The sequence below is a fragment of the Paenibacillus sp. Lou8.1 genome (genome assembly GCF_024213565.1).
GTDB classification, from domain to species: domain Bacteria; phylum Bacillota; class Bacilli; order Paenibacillales; family Paenibacillaceae; genus Paenibacillus; species Paenibacillus polymyxa_B.
This window is the reverse complement of the sequence record NZ_JANAVN010000018.1, coordinates 23,242-41,058: the sequence shown is the minus strand read 5'-3', so window position 1 is coordinate 41,058 and position 17,817 is coordinate 23,242. Positions and strand designations below refer to the sequence as shown.

Here is a 17,817-nt window from a genome sequence, read left to right as displayed (position 1 = left end):
GGAGATTCCGGCTTTTGTTATACCTTCACAAGAAGGTTGTACAGCTTTATTTAAAGTATTATGCCTGCGATTGCGCCTCTGCAGGAGGTTTCATCGTCAGACCAACCCTGCCTTTTTTCAAATCAACATTCAACACCCACACCGTTACGTTATCCCCGACAGATACGACATCCATCGGATGCTTTACGAAGCCACTGCGCAGCTGTGAAATATGAACCAACCCGTCACTTTTAATACCGATATCGACAAACGCGCCGAAATCAATGACATTGCGGACGGTTCCCTGAAGCTCCATACCCGGTGCCAGATCCTCGATCTTCAGCACATCCTTGCGGAATACCGGCAACGGCAGCTCGTCACGCGGGTCACGGCCCGGACGCTGGAGGCTGTCCAGAATATCCTTCAGTGTCGGCACGCCGACTTCCAGCTTGGCGGCCAGTTCGTCAATGTTGGACACACTCAGTGCTTCCATTGCAGTCTTAGTACCCAGATCGTGAGCGCTGATGTTCAGTTCCGCCAACAGGCTGTCTACGACAGCATACGATTCAGGGTGAATCGGTGTGCGGTCCAGCGGATTTTCTCCACCCGGTATACGGATAAAGCCTACAGATTGCTCGTAGGTTTTTGCACCAAGACGCGGCACCTTCTGCAACTGACGACGGTTGCTGAATTTTCCGTTTTCCTCACGGTACTTAACGATGTTTTTGGCAATCGTCGCGTTGATCCCTGCTACATAGGATAACAGCGCAGAGGAAGCCGTGTTCACATCCACACCGACATGGTTAACGGCTGATTCGACAACGTCCTTTAAGCTTTCATCCAGATGTTTCTGCGACACATCATGCTGGTATTGGCCTACACCAATAGCCTTCGGCTCAATCTTGACCAACTCAGCCAGCGGGTCCTGCACACGACGTGCGATGGAAGCCGCACTGCGCTCGGCCACGTCTAAATCGGGAAATTCCTCCTGTGCCAGCTTGGAGGCAGAGTATACGCTCGCGCCCGCCTCATTGACGATCAGATACGCTAGACTGCTGTCACCAATGTCCGCGATGACTTCCGCTACGAATTGCTCTGTCTCGCGCGAAGCGGTTCCGTTACCAATGACAATCAATTCGATCCCGTATTGGGCAATCAGCTGCTTGAACTTTTCAGCAGCCTCGCGCTTCTTGTTGTTCGGTGGTGTCGGATACGTCACTGCCACTTCCAGCAGCTTGCCTGTGTCATCGACAACCGCCAGCTTACAGCCTGTCCGATAGGCCGGATCGACACCGAGCACACGTCGGCCCTTGATCGGAGCCTGTAGCAACAGACTGCGCAAGTTGCCTGCAAAGATGGAGATGGCCTGCTGCTCGCCCTTCTCTGTCATTTCAGCGCGTACTTCACGCTCGATAGACGGCGCGATAAGTCTTTTGTACGCATCCTCGATGACACTGCGGAGCAGATCTTGCACGACAGATGATCCTTTAATCACTTGACCTGCCACGTAATTGTAAATGGAATCTGGCACTACCTCCAAACCAACCTTAAGAATGCCTTCCCGCTCTCCGCGATTAATCGCCAGAATACGGTGAGGTGGCATTTTCTTAGCGAGCTCACGATAGCTGTAGTAGTTCTCATACACGGATTCTTGCTCCGCGTCCTTCGCTTCGGAGGTCAACATACCATGGTCCAGCGTATATCGACGTACCCATTGGCGAATAGCCGCATCATCCGCTATATTTTCAGCTAAAATATCTAAGGCTCCTTGGATGGCCGCCTCGGGATTTTCAACTCCCAGCTCAGCATTCACATAGGATTCCGCTTCTTTCAAAGCATCGCCCTGCTTCGGCTGGCTCCAGATCCAGATGGACAGCGGCTCCAGTCCCCGTTCCTTTGCTACACTCGCGCGGGTTTTACGCTTTTGCCGATACGGACGATACAGATCCTCCACTTCCTGAAGTTTAACCGCAGAGGTGATAGCAGCCTGCAGGTCTTCCGTCAGCTTGCCCTGCTCATCAATAATGCGGATGACCTCTACCTTACGATCCTCCAGATTACGCAAATACACCACACGATCTTCAATTTCACGTAGCTGATTTTCATCCAGCTCTCCTGTCATTTCCTTACGATAACGCGCGATAAAAGGAATTGTATTCCCTTCATCCAACAAACTGATCGTTGTCCGGATTTGCTTGAGTGCCAGCGACAGCTCTCTCGCCACTTGTTTGACAATCCGCTCTTGGCGTTCTGCTTCGTTCAGCTCCTGCCGGATTTCCGTCTTCGTTTCCTCGTTAGACAAACCTATCCCTTCTTCCTCACAGCTCTTGTCTTACACCATGTCTTTCATTATCACAAAAAATGATTCAAAGCGCCAGCAGGTGACGTTAAAGCAAGCCCTACCTGCATTTTTCATTGGACACACAAAAGGACAGCGCCCAAGCGCTGCCCTTTTCCCGTTTCACTCGTCGTTCCATCACGCTAAAAATCAATCAAACCGAGACTGATTTGTAGCGAATCGCTCACTTTGCGCATGGTTTCTTCGTCTAAATGGGTGATTTTGTCGGTAAGCCTCTGCTTGTCGATCGTCCGAATTTGCTCCAGAAGAACAACAGAATCACGATCAAAGCCATGCGTCGCCGCGTCGATTTCCACGTGTGTAGGCAGCTTTGCCTTCTGAATCTGGGCAGTGATGGCTGCTACGATCACAGTAGGACTAAACCGGTTGCCGATATCATTTTGAATGATCAGCACAGGTCTGACGCCACCTTGCTCGGAACCGACTACGGGTGAAAGGTCTGCAAAAAAAACGTCGCCGCGCTTTACGATCAATATGGATTACACCCCGCTAACTGTACGGCCCAAGGTGCTGTTTGCATCTTCCTCCGCGTGAAAGGCTTCGGATGCCATGGTTAAGTTAATTTTAGCCATTTCCATGTATCCACGCTGCATAGCTTCACGAATGTAACGTTTTTTTCGTTCACCTACATACAGCTTCATGGCCTGCCTGATAAATTCACTGCGGTTGGAATTTTCCATAGCTACGATCCCGTCCACTTCCTGCAAGAGATGATCTGGCAAACTGATCATTATTCTTTTGGTGTTCTGCAAATTGGCCAACTTCTCTTCCACCCCCAAAACCTTGTCGCCATTGTACCATTATAACGTTATTCCCGGTAATTTATTCAAACGGAATACAAGAGAATGTATATGATATTCGTATATCATCTATGCTGCATTCCATTATAAACTACGCAGTTCGTTTTCGTACAGGCGTTTGATCCCCGAAATACAAGTGTCAGCGGAGCCTAATGCGTCTTTTGACAGTTATAGCGCTCTTTTCTTTCCTTTGTACATATTTCGGGACGTTCTGCGAAAACTCCTGCTTTTATTCGGTAATTTGCGTTATGAAATTAATTCCAGCGGGTTGGAAGAAGCGAGTTCACTCGAACAACAGGAACATGACCTCGTGTGTATACACGCGGTACCCTGTCTGCGATCATGCAGATCACCTCATAGTGGATCGTACCAAGCTTGGATGCCAGCTCATCCGCCGCGATAGTTTCGCCGGACTGCTGGCCGATGAGAACAACCTCTTCGCCGGTTTGGATTTCTTCCGCATCTTCTGCGAAAGATTGTAAGGATACCATACACTGGTCCATGCAAATCGTACCGAGTACCGGGACGCGGCGACCGCGTATCAACACTTCGATCTTCCCACTCAGCATGCGGGAGTATCCATCCGCATAGCCGATTGGCAGTGTACCGATCCGTTCTTCACTAGAGGTTACATACCGGGTGCCATAGCTAACTCCCCAGCCGGGAGGAAGCGTCTTGGTATAAACCACCGCCGTCTTCAATGACAATACAGGCAGCAGCTCAATAGCTTGCCGGTTAACCTCATCAGACGGGTACAGACCGTATATACTGATACCAATCCGCACCAAATTGGGGGAAAGAGAAGGGGTATCAATGGTGGCGGCGCTGTTGCCCGTATGTATAATGGGAATGGTGATACCTTGTTCCCTTAGCGCTTCCGCCACGCCCCGAAACCGATCATATTGTAGCAGTGTATAGCTTTTGTCTTCTTCATCCGCGCGGGCAAAATGGGTGTACATGCCTTCCAGCAGCACTTGCTCTAATTCGTTAGCCTGCCGGACAAAAGCCATAGCCTCTTCTCCAGGCAGCAAACCCAGTCTTCCCATGCCGCTGTCTATTTTGATGTGCACCTTCAACTTGCGTTCGTTTCCTTGGCGGTCCAGTCTACGGATACCGTCCAGCACTTCCTCACTGAACACTGTCAATGAGATATCATGCTCCCAAGCCGTTTGTACAGCTTCCGGTGAGGTATAACCGAGTACTAGAATTGGGAGCTGAACCCCCGCATGACGAAGCTCCAACGCTTCATCCAGAAAAGCGACGCTCAAATAATCTGCACCAAGGCGTTCCAATTCCTTTGAAATTTCCACGGCACCGTGTCCGTAGGCATTAGCCTTGACACAGACCAGTATCAGCTTATCCGCTGGCAATGCCTTGCGAAAAGCTTCATAGTTGGCGCCAAGGTGATCCAGGTTGATTTCGGCCCGGGTCGATCTGTATTGTGCTTGCAAATCCAGTCACCTTCTTCAATTGTTAGCCTGTAACATAACCTTTAACCATTCGGAGTGTGGCAAAGTTCTTGCTTCCAAAGGTTAATGGTAATGTTCAAAAACGTGGCTGTCAAATGGCAGGAGAAGTTTGCCAGCATCCTCTACAATGAACACGACATACAAGCGGTGCACATCCTAGACCGCGAATGAATAAAAAGACGGATACGGGCGGCAGCAGAGCATTTTTACACTCTAGACCGTCTGCATCCGTCTATAAAGTTTTATTTACCCGATTGATCCTGTATAGAAGCGGCAATTTGTATCATTTCGCTCACAGGCAGGTCAGCACTGGTGATTCTGAACTCGATTCCGTCATTCATCCAGGTCATCGTCTGCTGTTCGCTTCCGGTCAGAACGGCAAAGCTCCCTCCAATATCAACCAGTTCGCCTGCGGCTAGTGCGACTGCCCGATCTTTTGGACGCGCCTCCACAATGGTATAATTATACGTTCCACTATACCGCAGCATCACGGCATGTGTACCATTATCCTCCAGCTCCGGCGTATCCTTGATCTGTACTCCGGCTGGCGTGTAGGACGGTTCGATCAAGCCGAATTCACCCATCACAGCTTCTGCCGCATCTGTTCCCGCTGACGTTCCGTTTGCGGCATCCGATGTGCTCGGGGTTTGTTGCTGCGCCTCTGCGTTGGCTGCTGCGTCCGGTTTGGACGTATCATTTGTGGCAGTACTGTCCACCTTCGCTTCCCCTGACGGCTGCTGGACTGCATCCCCTGCTGTTCCCTGCTCTTGTCCGGGTTCGCCAGACGTCACGCCAGTCGTCCCATCCATCGCACCGGAAGGATCAAGCTGATCGCTGGGCTCCACTGCTCCAGAAGATGGCGCCCCTTCGCTACCCGTACTCGTCTTACCTGAAGCCATGTTCCGCTCCATATCAAAAGAGTCTTTGTCAAACTTCGTATCAAAAGCAAATTGATCGAATTTCAGATCAACAACTACCTTGGCATTCGCATCAGACACCTGTACCTGAGTGGGTGCATAGTCATTTTTGGACAGCCATATCTTTTGTCTCACCAGCGCATGGCTGTTGTAATTCGCTGCCACATCAAACACATAGGATTTATCGTCGGTAGCCAACTGACGGGAGGCATCGCCGATAATGCTGCGAACCAACGTTTCATATAAATATACTTGACCCTGATTGTTTGGCCAGTCGCTTTTGAAACGGAAGCTTTTGTTCAGGCTGGGTGTCAGTACAAATACACCCTCATCATTACGAAGCACAATTTGCGTAACATCCTTTTTCTCGTTCGTCATGGCAATTCGGTAATAGGACGGCTTGCGGTAGGAAATATCCACCTTGTATTCCTGCGGCGTGTCGCCGGTATGCAGCGTCATCAAAGCTGTACCGTGGTAGCTGTTCAGGTCGCTCACCACGTCACTCAAATCTTTAACCACATCGTCCGCGCTCTTCTTGCCGCACCCGGCCAGCAGCAGCGTTACACACATGACCATGGCAAGCATCCATGAAATCCGGCGCATGTCATCAACCCCTTCAGCACATGTTTTAAATGAATTAGTACATGTCTATGAAGGACTTGTTCGATTTATGCAGACTGGCATGACAAGCTTGCGCGTATCCTTGCGTAATACTATAGAATCTTTTGGAGACTGATAATAAATTCATACAGGAAATAAAAAGAACCTCCCCCGTTCAGTTCACTGCTTTTTCATTTTAAAGAAATTGCGTTGATTGGTGAGCCTACCGATGAATTATTATCACGTCCCAATTCATATCACTGTCTGCTTATGTTCATCGGTGGGACAGGTATGGTGGACATTGGCTCAGAGCAGTATCTATTCCATACAGGTCATGGATATTGGCTAGCTCCAGGTGAATCCTATCAAATCGCTCCCCTGAATGGAACTGTGCCCGAATACTACAAAATCACGTTTGAGGTCATCGCTTTGCCGTCAGAACCACAAGCGGACATGGCCTTGGGTGAACACGCAGTACGTATGCCATCCCTATATCATGGACCTGTCCTGCCGAGACCGCGCGAATGCATCGTCTCCCCTTCTTCCTCCAAACTTATTCAGTTGACTGAAGAGCTATTTCATAGTACCCAACAAACGATACAGCCGCATACCCAGATATCTGTATTACGGCAGCAAATTATGTTTCAAGAGTTGCTCTTGCTGTGGCAGGAAGACCACACCCATATTGATCAAAATACTACCTCTAATCCGGCATTGCCAGCATCGGTAGAAGGCACTCTCTCATATATGGAAAACAACTATGAAAAGCCCATTACCGTCAAGCAGCTTGCCGAGCAGGCAAACGTCTCCATATGACAATACTCCCAAATGTTTCGTAAAATCACAGGCAAAAAGCCGCTGCATTACCTCACTGAGCTGCGCTTGAATCATGCCAAGCGACTGCTGCTGGATTGCAAACGGCCTTTACGTGAAATTGCCCGTCAGGTTGGTTTCTCTGACGAATATTATTTTAATCGGCGGTTTAGGCAATTGACCGGGATCTCCCCGGGCAAGTACGCGCTTTCTGTCTCCGTTCTGTGCGCGTCAAGGATTGGACGGGTCACCATATTCATATTCCGCGCCGAGCAAGCCGCATCATCTATCATGGAGAAACGATGGGCGATCTATTGGCATTAGGGGCCAAAGCCATCGGCGGAAGTCTGCAACTCAGTGAATACAGCGTCTATAAACATCGTCTTGTGAATGTCGCCGATGTGGGCCTTCCACTGGATACCCGCTTGACCAGTGCTCTCGATCCTGATCTAATTATCATCGCTAATTCGGATGAACAGGAATATGAGCGCATTGCTAGTATCGCTCCCACCGTCACCTTCAACTCCTTCGCCACGCTGGAGGAACGGATGCGTACACTTGGCGCCTGGCTCGGTAAGGAGCGGGAGGCCGAACGCTGGTTGTCTACCTTCACAGCCCGTAATCTGGCAATGTGGCAGCAGCTCGGTACGCAAATCACAGCCGGAGAAACAGCCTCCGTCTTCAACTGGAGCGATGCCATGACCCGGCAAAAACTGCTTACTGCACTGCCCAAACTGCTCGTCACTTCATCCTGATAAGCTGCCATTTTTCTAAAGATACTACATTAGACCATGAATGCTTCCATCTGCCTCCAGCGACATATGCTCAGCTGCTGGGGATTTGGGTAATCCTGGCATCGTCATAGTATTGCCTGTTTCCACGACCACAAAGCCTGCCCCTGCGGACAAAGAAACGCTGGACACGTGAATGGTAAAGCCCTCCGGTGCACCTAGCAGAGAAGGTTGATCTGAGAAAGAATACGGTGTTTTGGCCATGCATACAGGCAGTTGTCCAAAACCAAGCTGCTCCATACCGGCCAACGCCCGTTTGGCCGCAGGAGTGTAAGCTACCTCTGCCGCACCATAAAGCTCCTTCGCAATGACACTAATTTTCGCTTGCAAATCAAGTGTATGCTCATACAATGGTGCAAAATGGGCTTTGTCCTCCTGGAGCAGGTTTAGGAGGCTTTGAGCCAGCTTTTCTCCACCTTGGCTTCCCTGTGCCCACACCTGTGACAGCTCTACGGGTACACCCAGCTTGCGGCATTCCGAGAAAATCAGTTCCAACTCGGCTTCGCTATCTGTTACAAAATGGTTGACCGCTACCAGTACTGGCACGCCAAACTTTTGCAAATTCCGAACATGCCGGTTCATGTTGACTAATCCAAGTTGCAATTGCTCCAGATTTTCTGCATCCAGCTCATTTTTAGCTACACCGCCGTTATATTTCAGCGCTTTGGCGGTTACAACCAACAGAGCCGCATCTGGCTGCAAACCGGATTGACGGCACTTGATGTCAAAAAACTTTTCCGCGCCCAGCTCGGCCCCGAATCCAGCCTCCGTGACGACCACCTCTCCCAGCTTCAGGGCCAGCTTCGTACCGATCAAACTACTGCATCCATGCGCAATATTCGCAAACGGTCCGCCATGCACAATAACTGGAGTTCCCTCCAACGTTTGTACCAGATTGGGTTTCAATGCTTCACGAAGCAGCACAGCCATACCTTCCACCGCATGTAGTTCCTCAGCTGTTACCGTTTCGCCATCTTCGTTATAACCAATCACCATCCGACCCAAACGCACTTTAAGATCGTCCATATCTTCACTTAAACATAATACCGCCATCACTTCTGAAGCCGAGGTGATCAGAAAACCACTTTCTCTTACCGCCCCATTACCTGATCCCAATCCAGTCACAATACTCCGCAAACTCCGGTCGTTCATATCAACAGCGCGTTTCCACACGATCCGCTCCGGTTTCAACCGCAAAGCATTTCCATAAAATAAATGGTTATCGATCATCGCTGCCAGCAAGTTATGCGCTGCTGAAATCGCGTGAATATCACCTGTAAAATGCAGGTTAATGTCTTCTGCCGGAACAATCTGGGCTTGTCCTCCCCCGGTTGCTCCTCCTTTCATACCGAAGCAAGGGCCGAGGGACGGCTCACGCAACGCAGCAACGGTTTTATGCCCCAGCGCATTCAGCGCCTGTGACAGCCCGATGGTTGTCAGCGTTTTTCCTTCTCCCGCCGGCGTGGGATTCATCGCCGTAACCAGCACCAGCTTTCCATTCGGGCGATCCTTTAACTGCTCCCACAGGGACGGATTTAGCTTCGCTTTATATTTTCCATACGTCTCCAGATGTTCTTCTTCAATTCCTGCTTCCTTGGCTACATCAATAATCCTCTTCATCTTTCGTTATGTACCCCCTGTTTTATAAGTCTGACCGATGGTGTCAAACCCTGTATCGTTTTATTTTACCAAAGTGTGCCGCTTATTGCGCTATGATTCATTTCATCGCAAGCGTTGCTATCATGTGAGTTATAAAAAAAGAGCATTCCCCGCCCGCATGGACTTTGGTGGATGCTCTTTTGATACGTCTCGTTTAACAAACAGCTCTCAATTTAACCTGCAAAGTTAGCAGCGTAATTTTCAGCAATAAATCCCTTAGAAATCAGGATAGCTTGGGATTTCTTAGTAGCAGGGCCATAGCCTTGGGACAACAAATCATTAATATGTAAGCGGTTATATATGAAGCAAAATACAAAGTTGGATGCCCCACTCGTAAGGATCGACACCAGAAAAATAATAACAGCCCACTTCCAATCCCCTCTAAACAACGCAGGGAAAAAACCGAAAAAGAGCGTAGTCCATGAAAAACCTACTTTGCGTTCCTTGATCATTCCAGTTTTATTTCTCAATTTAATCTTCATTTACCCCTTACCTCTCTTTATATAGTCTTTTAGAACTATATTAGATTATATAGGACAGAGGGAATAAATGGAACTGATTTCGTAAAATCATAAAATTCTCAAATACTCTCTAGTTTATAATGCTTTTCTAGCATTTCTTTAAAAACATCAACAGGGTACTTGTATTCGACTGTTTTGAAAACAATCCGGTTATTCCACTGGTTTTTTTCCAGCTCGCACCCATGCTCCATATCCAGTTCCTTCATGATAAAAATAATCTCATCTAAGGTTCTTATTACACTATGACTATTCGTCGTCGTAGCCAGCATCTGCTCGCCTTCCTGTGTGTAAGCCTTTACGATCTGTTCATCAAAGCCTTCGCTGATCATCAATTCCTTCAAGGCTTGCACAAAAAGAGTCGGCAGGTTGTTGTACTGCGATTTTTTAATCCCAAAAAGCGTGATGCTTAAGCGGGATATATCATGCATAAACACTATATTTTTTCTTCGATTCAGTAAAAACAAGCTGGCATGCCAACTATTCAAAGGCGGATAAATATCAACTTGAAGTGGTTCAGTCTCCCATTCCTTCAGCAGTTTTTGTGTTCCTCGTATGACAAACATCGTCGCTCTCCTTTATTGACGGTCCTGTACCGCAGCGTGATTCGACATACCCAATCTCTCATATAAGGCATGTCCCGGATATCATAACACCGTATTCCAAACATCGGATTATAAACTCTTTCAGTATAATATAGGGGAATCATAGATTACCAGACACATTAATTTTCTCTTTGGATATTTATTATGGAAATCCCCTCCACTGCTCTATATAATTCAGGTACAGTTCGTCACGCGAGCTTAATCTAAAAATTAGGGGTGTTCCACACCTATGTCACAGCATATTTTACTAATTGAAGACGATCTATCCATTGCCGAAATGCTACTCAAAGCACTCAGCAAGGAAGGCTACAATTTAACTACCGCCTATGATGGGGAAGAGGGGCTTCTTGCCTTTGAACGTCATACCTATGATCTGGTACTGGTGGATTTGATGATGCCGAAGGTGGACGGTATGGAGGTGATCCGCCGGATTCGTACCCACAGCGCCGTGCCGATTCTGATTATGTCAGCCAAGGACAGCGACGTGGATAAAGCGCTTGGACTGGGCTTTGGGGCAGACGATTATGTTGCCAAACCTTTTTCAATGCTGGAAATGACGGCTCGTATTCAGTCCGCGATCCGCAGATCGACTACATATGCCCGTCAGCAACAACAGGAGGAACAGCCTCAAGCACAAGTTTTGACCTACGGCAGTCTGCGCATTGATTTTGATCATTTTACAGTCATACGCAATGAAAATGAAATTCAGCTAACAGCCAAAGAGTCCGATATTTTGAAGCTATTTGTAGCCAATCCGAACCGGGTATTTACAAAAGCACAATTATACGGATTTATTTGGAAAGACGATTATATGGGCGACGAGAACGTGATTAACGTCCATATTCGCCGCCTGCGTGAGAAAATCGAAGAAGATCCCTCTCATCCTGTTCACATTAAAACGCTATGGGGCATTGGCTACAAATGGGAGAATGGCTGATATGAACATCGAAAACATTTCTGAATGGATTGTCGGCCTCATCATGTCAGTCGTTATAGTATGGCTTTGGCGGGAGCGTATGGCCTATAAGCGCAAAATAAAGGATATCCGAACCCTACTAGAGCGGATTGTGACGGTGAATCATGCGGAAAAGCTGCTATATGTCACAGGTGACGTTGAACTGCAACGACTCATGACGGAAATTAATCGACTGCTGGACTTGAATCTCAGAGTGTCTGCGGATTACAACCGTAGCCAAATCGCCATGCGCAAAATGATTTCGAACATTTCCCACGATCTCAAGACACCGCTTACGGTTGTGCTTGGATATGCCGAGATGCTGGATGGCGATCCGACTATTTTGCCAGAAGAACGTATAAAGCTGCTATCCAAAATTCATCAAAAGACAAGCGAAGCGATTGAGCTGATCGGCAGCTTTTTTAGCTTGGCGAAGCTGGAGGCTAATGATACGGATATTCCGTTGACTCGACTGGAAGTGGGAGAACTGTGCAGACGCAGCATTTTGGAGTTTTATGACCTGCTGACCGCACAGGGATTTACTGTGCATATTGAGATCCCGGAGCACCCCATTCATGCCTTGGGGAACGAAGGAGCGATTGGACGGGTGCTGAACAATCTGATCTCGAATGCCATTCGTTATGGGGCAGATGGACGGACGCTGGGGCTGGCTCTATTGGAACAGCAGGATACAGTGCGTATAGAGGTATGGGATCGTGGCAAAGGCATACAGGAATCTGAGCAAGATAAAGTTTTTGAACGCATGTACACACTGGAGGACTCCCGTAATAAGGCGGTACAAGGCAGCGGACTGGGCCTTACGATTGCCAAACGCCTGGTTGAAACGATGAACGGAGAAATTCAATTGACTAGTAGACCTTATGAGCGGACAGTCTTCTCTTTTACATTGAAGAAAATCAACTATTAATCGAACTCAGCATTTTGCATAATTCGATTTGTGCTCAACTTAATAAATTTGTAAGAATCACGAAAGAAAAATGAACATTTCGCCCTTTATCCTTGAATTATCAGCAGTATACGAAGGGAGAACATCCATGACTTACGTAATACGTACACATCAGTTGACCAAGGCCCTGAAGGGCAATGAAATTGTAGCGGGAGTCAGTATGAATGTGCGCAAGGGAGAAACCTATGGCTTTCTCGGCCCTAACGGGGCAGGCAAGACAACGATGATGAAAATGATTACGAATTTACTCAAGCCGACTTCGGGTGAAATTGAATTATTCGGTGAGAAATTAACGCCAAAATCGTATCATCTGCTCGGACGGATGGGTTCGATTATTGAATACCCGATTTTTTATGACAGACTGACGGCACAGCAAAATCTCGAACTTCATTGTGAATACATGGGCTACTATAATAAGCAGGCGGTTCGGGATGCCCTGGAATTAGTGAATTTGCGAAATGCGGATGACAAGCCGGTAAAGGATTTTTCGCTGGGAATGAAGCAACGTCTTGGGATTGCCCGCGCTATCGCGACTAAGCCAGAGCTACTCATTTTGGATGAACCCATTAATGGTCTGGACCCAGTGGGAATCAAGGAAATCCGCCAACTATTCCACATGCTATGCAAGGAATATGGGATGACTCTGCTCGTGTCCAGTCATATTTTAGCGGAAATAGAGCAGATTGCGGATACGGTAGGCGTGATTAATCACGGACGACTGATTGAGGAAGTATCGATGGAGCAGGTGCGGGAAACCAATACGGAATATATCGAATTTACGACCAACGATTGTAAAAAAGCGACCTATGTCCTCTCCCATCATCTGAATCTGAATAATATAAAGGTACTAAATGAACAGAGTATACGTATTTACGATTCAAATGTACCACAGAAACAAATTACGAAAACACTCATTTTAAATGATATAGAGGTGGATTCCATTCATCAGAAAAGCAGCACGCTGGAAGACTACTTTTTGCGCCTGTTAAACGGAGGTGATCTCCATGCTTAAATTGATGCAGTTGGAGCTGAAAAAATTTCATCTCGCGGGTTATATCCGTTCAGCACTGATCGCCAATGCATGCATTCTTGGGCTGCTCTGTATTATCGCGCTGGACAGTCAAAGTGAAGGAATACCCGAATTCACACAATACACCCAACTCTTGGATCTAATAGACAATTTTGTGAGAGCAACATTTATTGTATTTTCCTCCGTTTTGCTATGCCGCTTTATCGTCGGAGAATTTAAATCCAAATCGATTACAATCTTGTTCATGTATCCGATTCACCGTCAAAAGCTGATGATCGCCAAGCTCTTGGTTGTGCTGCTATTTACGTTCTTGTCTATTATTATTTCGGAAATAATCATTACGGCTGCTATTCATCTGCTCAACCAGTTTGTCTTGATTGTACCGGATAACCTTACTCTTTCCATACTGGGCCAACAATCAGCACGGACGCTGATCAATGCCGTTGCTGCCAGCTTTATGGGATTGGTTCCGCTGTATATGGGGATGCGAAGATACTCTGTACCCACCACCATTGTGACCTCAATCCTGATTGTAGCATTGCTTTTCTCCAATAATAACGGCGCTACACTTAGCTCCATAGCCCCCGTGCAAATTGGCTTCTCTCTGCTAGGAATGCTTGTGGCTTATGCGGCGATTCGACGTATTGAGTATAAGGATATTACCTCGTAATATGTAATTTCGTAGAGCGCTTTCAAAAAAAAGATGAAAATCATTGTTAGATATACACACATTTTTCACTGGACTTCATTCTAAAACAGGTATATCCTATAGGAGAAATTAAAAACGGAATAAGGATCTTCGGGGTAGGGTGAGATTCCCAACCGGCGGTATGGCTCATGGAGCTAAGCCCGCGACTCTGTATCTGGCAACAGGATACGGACTGATTTGGTGAGATGCCAAAGCCGACGGTAAAGTCCGGATGGAAGAAGATCGAAATATCAACATGCCGCGAAGTGGATGAATACTGCGTTATTAGTTTTGCAGCAACTTCATTTAACTTGCATAAAGCGGCAAGTTTATTTGATCAACCCCCGTCTTGCATGGCCTTTCGCCATGGACGGGGGTTTTTGTGCCACCGGTCCTGTATTCGCAAGGAGCTAATTGAGTATGAGTCAATCTTCTACTGTACTAACATCCAAAGGTTTTGATCGTAGCTCCCACATGAAAAGCGGTTTTTGGCTGGTCGCAATTGGAGCAGCCTTGTGGGGCGCAGACCCGCTTTTTCGTATTATTTTGCTAAAGTCATTTACTTCAACACAAATTGTACTTATGGAGCATGTGCTGCTCTTCCTCGCTCTGACACCGATGCTGTGGAAGCATCGTGAGGAACTCAAAGCGGTACGGCTTCGTCAAGTTTTCGCTATTTTATTCGTCTCGTGGGGCGGCTCGGCTCTGGCCAGCGTGATTTTCACTATGGCACTCAGCAATGGTGATTTGAATGCTGTACTCTTACTCCAGAAGCTTCAACCCTTGGTCGCTATTGTTCTAGCCCGTATTATTTTGAAGGAAATGTTGCCGCGTCATTTTGGAGTATTAATTGTCGTTGCTCTGTTCGGGACGTATCTTCTGACCTTCGGTTGGTCGCTCCCCTTCGGACATGTTCGTGATTTTGTTCAGGTTGGTAGTCTGCTTGCACTCGGTGCAGCAGTTCTGTGGGGCGGTTCGACAGTCATGGGAAGTTACTTGCTTCGTTCAATGAAATATGAAACAGTAACCTCCCTCCGCTTCATGGTGGCGCTCCCTCTGCTGATTGTCCTCACCTCTGTAGAGCATGCGCCATGGAATATGCCTGCCGGTACATGGGCGGGCGCAGCTGTGATTATCAATCTGCTATTGCAGGCATTGCTTCCGGGCCTTCTCAGCTTGCTGCTGTATTACAAAGGCTTAAGTACGACCAAAGCGTCTTATGCTACGATGGCAGAACTGAGCTTTCCCATGGTTGGTGTCGTGATTAACTGGATCGCATTTCAGCAAATTGTCACTGTAGCGCAACTGACTGGTTTTATGCTCATCTGGATTACGCTCTTTATGATTTCACGTCAGCAAAAAAATTAACAGTTCAACGTCCCTTTCATGACTCACCCAAGCCAAATCGTGAAGATGCTTTTGCATCTCCGATTTGGCTTTTTTATGTATTCGTATTCATATAAAATATAGTTCTTTAGACCCATCTTTCAGAAAAAGTGTCTAAAACATGTAATTATTCTTCGTTTCTCAAAGATTACATCTATAAAATTAGTCGGTTTCTGTCGAATAAAACAATGTAGTGATTATCAGACACAGAGGAGCAAGAACTATGACTAAAACAAAACAAACAGTTCCGTGGTGGAACAGGTTTCTCAAGCAGTTTTATTTAATGAGGACAAGATTAATAATATCTTTTTTGGCTGTGTTATTGATTCCGAGCGTACTTATCGGGTACTTTTCCTATCAGGGGGCTACAACACAACTCAGTCAGCAAATGGGCGGTTCCGTATACACGAATCTGTATCTGATCCGGAGCAATGTCAATCAGTATGTAGCGCCCATTATGAAAGACCTGGACGTGCTTACCACTGAAATCAATTCTGATTCCATTGGTACCAACCAAGAGGCCCTTCAGAAAAAGTTGGATGTCATCGTCAAGGCTCATCCCGAGCTAGATGCCGCGCTTCTCGGTAATGCGAAAGGGCAATACATACGTTCACCGAAAAAACAGGAGGCCGATTATGACCCCCGGGAGAGAAAATGGTACAAAAATGCGATGCTGGAAAAGGGCAAAGTATTCGTCGGTGTTCCAGTTGCCAGCGTCACGACAGGGAATTTAGTCGTTAATATATCGGGAACGCTGGAGGACGGTGAAGGAGCTGTTGCATTGGCTTTGAATCTGGACAAGATGGGTGAAAGTCTGCAGTCTGTTAAGATTGGTGAACGCGGAGGACTCATTATTGTTGATTCTGAACATAAAGTTGTATCTGGGACTGGAACAGCCTTTAACAAGACAGGCAAAAAACCGGCTGACGCCATAGAGGGACTTCCCGAAGTGGCGACAACCGTCGAAAACGATACTCCTTCCATGTCGCAAATTCAATTTATGAATCGAGATATGCTGGCCTTTACACTTAAGGACCCTCTCACCGGTTGGAGCATTGTCGCACTGTCGGATCTGGAGGATTACAGTGATGCAGCCCAACCGATTCTGAAGCAAAGCCTGATTGTGATTGTCATCTCCATACTTGCCGCTGCGATCATCATTGTGCTTATGGTCCGCTCGTTCTTAATTCCACTGCGCAAGCTGCAAGCAGGAACACGCATCGTCCGTGACGGAAATCTGACCGAACGTGTTAACCTATCCAGCAAGGATGAGTTCGGCGAACTGGCACAGAATTTTGACCAGATGACTCATTCCTTGCATACGATGGTTTCCGAGGTCAATCAAACGTCCTCCCGACTTGCTTCCTCTTCTCTGATGATCAAGGAAAGCACAGAGCAAACGACGGAGTCCGTACAACACGTAGCGGAAACGGTTATGGAATCCGCAGAAAATGCAGCCACCAGCGCCGAGGCATCCGAGCAAACCGCTAATGCCGTTGAAGAAATGGCCAAGGGTGTCAGCACCATTGCCGAATCAGCAAGCTCCATCGTGGATTCAGCAGGACAAACCGAGCATGATGTAGCTCAAGGCAGTCAAATGATCAGCCATGTGCGCACACAAATGGACCGTATTCTGGAAGCTGTAAGCCAAACGGCTAGCCTGATGGATGAGCTATCCCAGCTCTCAGACGATGCGAAGCAGATGAATACAGCTATTGCCGCCATTGCCAAGCAAACCAATTTGTTGTCTCTGAACGCGTCTATTGAAGCTTCCAGAGCTGGCGAAGCCGGGCGTGGATTTGCCGTAGTCGCTATAGAGGTACGCAAGCTGTCTGAGCAATCCAAGGAAAGCGCAGATTCCATCAGTCAGATCATTACTCAGATGCTCGATTTGATTCAACGCTCCACCGCTACCATGAACGGTAATGTTCGTAACCAGGTAGGTGAAGGATTACGTATTAGCCAAGATGCAGAAGGTGCATTTACGAATATTGAACGCTCTACATCTCATATTGTGGAACAAATTCAAAGTGTGTCGGCTGCGGCTGAACAAATCTCAGCCAGCACAGAGGAAGTTTCGGCTACTGTCACCCATTTGGCAAGTCTGTCTCGCAATTCGGCGGACAGTTCGCAGACAACCTCTGCTGCCGCTCAGGAGCAAATGGCGGCCATGGAGGAAATCGCATCTTCGTCTCAGGAGTTGTCCAACATGGCGCAGGATTTGCAACAGCTGGTTAAGCGATTTAAGATTTAAGTTACACATCGTATCGTTGCAATTTCA

Annotated in this window: 17 protein-coding genes and 1 riboswitch; of the genes, 9 read left to right on the top strand and 8 right to left on the bottom strand. The window is 47.4% G+C overall.

Annotated elements, in window-relative coordinates; all coding sequences use genetic code 11:
- Window positions 1–58 precede the first annotated feature (58 nt).
- From NLX78_RS22510 to NLX78_RS22490, 5 genes are all read right to left on the bottom strand, one after another.
- A complete protein-coding gene (locus NLX78_RS22510; RefSeq protein WP_254351558.1) occupies window positions 59–2,281 on the bottom strand; it encodes a Tex family protein in 2,223 nt (740 codons plus the stop codon).
- 179 nt (window positions 2,282–2,460) lie between these two features.
- On the bottom strand, window positions 2,461–2,811 hold the full coding sequence (locus NLX78_RS22505) for a type II toxin-antitoxin system PemK/MazF family toxin (protein WP_007429335.1): 351 nt from the start codon (window positions 2,809–2,811) through the stop codon (window positions 2,461–2,463).
- Window positions 2,812–2,817: 6 nt separating this feature from the next.
- Window positions 2,818–3,099: a CopG family ribbon-helix-helix protein gene (locus NLX78_RS22500; protein WP_007429334.1), complete on the bottom strand. Its 282-nt coding sequence runs from the start codon at window positions 3,097–3,099 to the stop codon at window positions 2,818–2,820.
- 293 nt (window positions 3,100–3,392) lie between these two features.
- Entirely contained in the window at window positions 3,393–4,589 is a 1,197-nt protein-coding gene (alr, locus tag NLX78_RS22495; protein WP_254351557.1) for an alanine racemase, read from the bottom strand.
- Window positions 4,590–4,849: 260 nt separating this feature from the next.
- Complete coding sequence (locus tag NLX78_RS22490; RefSeq protein ID WP_254351556.1) at window positions 4,850–6,127, bottom strand: outer membrane lipoprotein-sorting protein; 1,278 nt, start codon at window positions 6,125–6,127, stop codon at window positions 4,850–4,852.
- Window positions 6,128–6,334: 207 nt separating this feature from the next.
- Between NLX78_RS22490 and NLX78_RS22485 the strand changes: the two genes are divergently transcribed.
- From NLX78_RS22485 to NLX78_RS22475, 3 genes are read left to right on the top strand one after another with little or no spacing between them, the layout of a single operon-like run.
- Entirely contained in the window at window positions 6,335–6,940 is a 606-nt protein-coding gene (locus NLX78_RS22485) for a hypothetical protein (protein WP_254351555.1), read from the top strand.
- Between the two features lie 12 nt (window positions 6,941–6,952).
- Window positions 6,953–7,261, top strand: coding sequence for a helix-turn-helix transcriptional regulator (locus NLX78_RS22480; protein ID WP_254351554.1), 309 nt, complete (start codon window positions 6,953–6,955; stop codon window positions 7,259–7,261).
- Complete coding sequence (locus NLX78_RS22475) at window positions 7,240–7,692, top strand: ABC transporter substrate-binding protein (protein ID WP_254351553.1); 453 nt, start codon at window positions 7,240–7,242, stop codon at window positions 7,690–7,692. Before NLX78_RS22480 ends, NLX78_RS22475 begins: the two co-directional genes overlap by 22 nt.
- Window positions 7,693–7,716: 24 nt before the next feature.
- On the opposite strand, the gene NLX78_RS22470 is transcribed toward NLX78_RS22475, so the two are convergent.
- The 3 genes from NLX78_RS22470 to NLX78_RS22460 form a co-directional block, all read right to left on the bottom strand.
- On the bottom strand, window positions 7,717–9,348 hold the full coding sequence (locus tag NLX78_RS22470; protein ID WP_254351552.1) for a formate--tetrahydrofolate ligase: 1,632 nt from the start codon (window positions 9,346–9,348) through the stop codon (window positions 7,717–7,719).
- 212 nt (window positions 9,349–9,560) lie between these two features.
- Entirely contained in the window at window positions 9,561–9,869 is a 309-nt protein-coding gene (locus NLX78_RS22465; RefSeq protein WP_013309242.1) for a hypothetical protein, read from the bottom strand.
- 98 nt (window positions 9,870–9,967) lie between these two features.
- The gene (locus NLX78_RS22460) at window positions 9,968–10,471 is read right to left on the bottom strand and encodes a DUF6933 domain-containing protein (protein WP_254351551.1); all 504 of its coding nucleotides are present in this window, start codon (window positions 10,469–10,471) and stop codon (window positions 9,968–9,970) included.
- A 268-nt stretch (window positions 10,472–10,739) separates the two neighbouring features.
- Here NLX78_RS22460 and NLX78_RS22455 point away from each other — a divergent pair, with 268 nt between their 5' ends.
- The 6 genes from NLX78_RS22455 (at window position 10,740) to NLX78_RS22430 (ending at window position 17,790) form a co-directional block, all read left to right on the top strand.
- On the top strand, window positions 10,740–11,447 hold the full coding sequence (locus tag NLX78_RS22455; RefSeq protein ID WP_069291369.1) for a response regulator transcription factor: 708 nt from the start codon (window positions 10,740–10,742) through the stop codon (window positions 11,445–11,447).
- Between the two features lies 1 nt (window position 11,448).
- Window positions 11,449–12,393 carry a sensor histidine kinase gene (locus NLX78_RS22450; RefSeq protein ID WP_061829584.1) on the top strand — a complete coding sequence of 315 codons (945 nt, stop codon included), beginning with the start codon at window positions 11,449–11,451 and terminating at the stop codon, window positions 12,391–12,393.
- 127 nt (window positions 12,394–12,520) lie between these two features.
- Window positions 12,521–13,444, top strand: a complete 924-nt coding sequence (locus NLX78_RS22445) for an ABC transporter ATP-binding protein (RefSeq protein ID WP_061829585.1) — start codon at window positions 12,521–12,523, stop codon at window positions 13,442–13,444.
- Entirely contained in the window at window positions 13,437–14,132 is a 696-nt protein-coding gene (locus tag NLX78_RS22440) for a hypothetical protein (protein WP_061829586.1), read from the top strand. The genes NLX78_RS22445 and NLX78_RS22440 overlap by 8 nt, the downstream gene beginning before the upstream one ends.
- Before the next feature lie 121 nt (window positions 14,133–14,253).
- Window positions 14,254–14,398, top strand: a riboswitch (FMN riboswitch).
- 172 nt (window positions 14,399–14,570) lie between these two features.
- The gene (locus tag NLX78_RS22435; protein WP_061829587.1) at window positions 14,571–15,518 is read left to right on the top strand and encodes a DMT family transporter; all 948 of its coding nucleotides are present in this window, start codon (window positions 14,571–14,573) and stop codon (window positions 15,516–15,518) included.
- Window positions 15,519–15,759: 241 nt separating this feature from the next.
- A complete protein-coding gene (locus tag NLX78_RS22430) occupies window positions 15,760–17,790 on the top strand; it encodes a methyl-accepting chemotaxis protein (protein ID WP_254351550.1) in 2,031 nt (676 codons plus the stop codon).
- The last annotated feature ends 27 nt before the right edge of the window (window positions 17,791–17,817 follow it).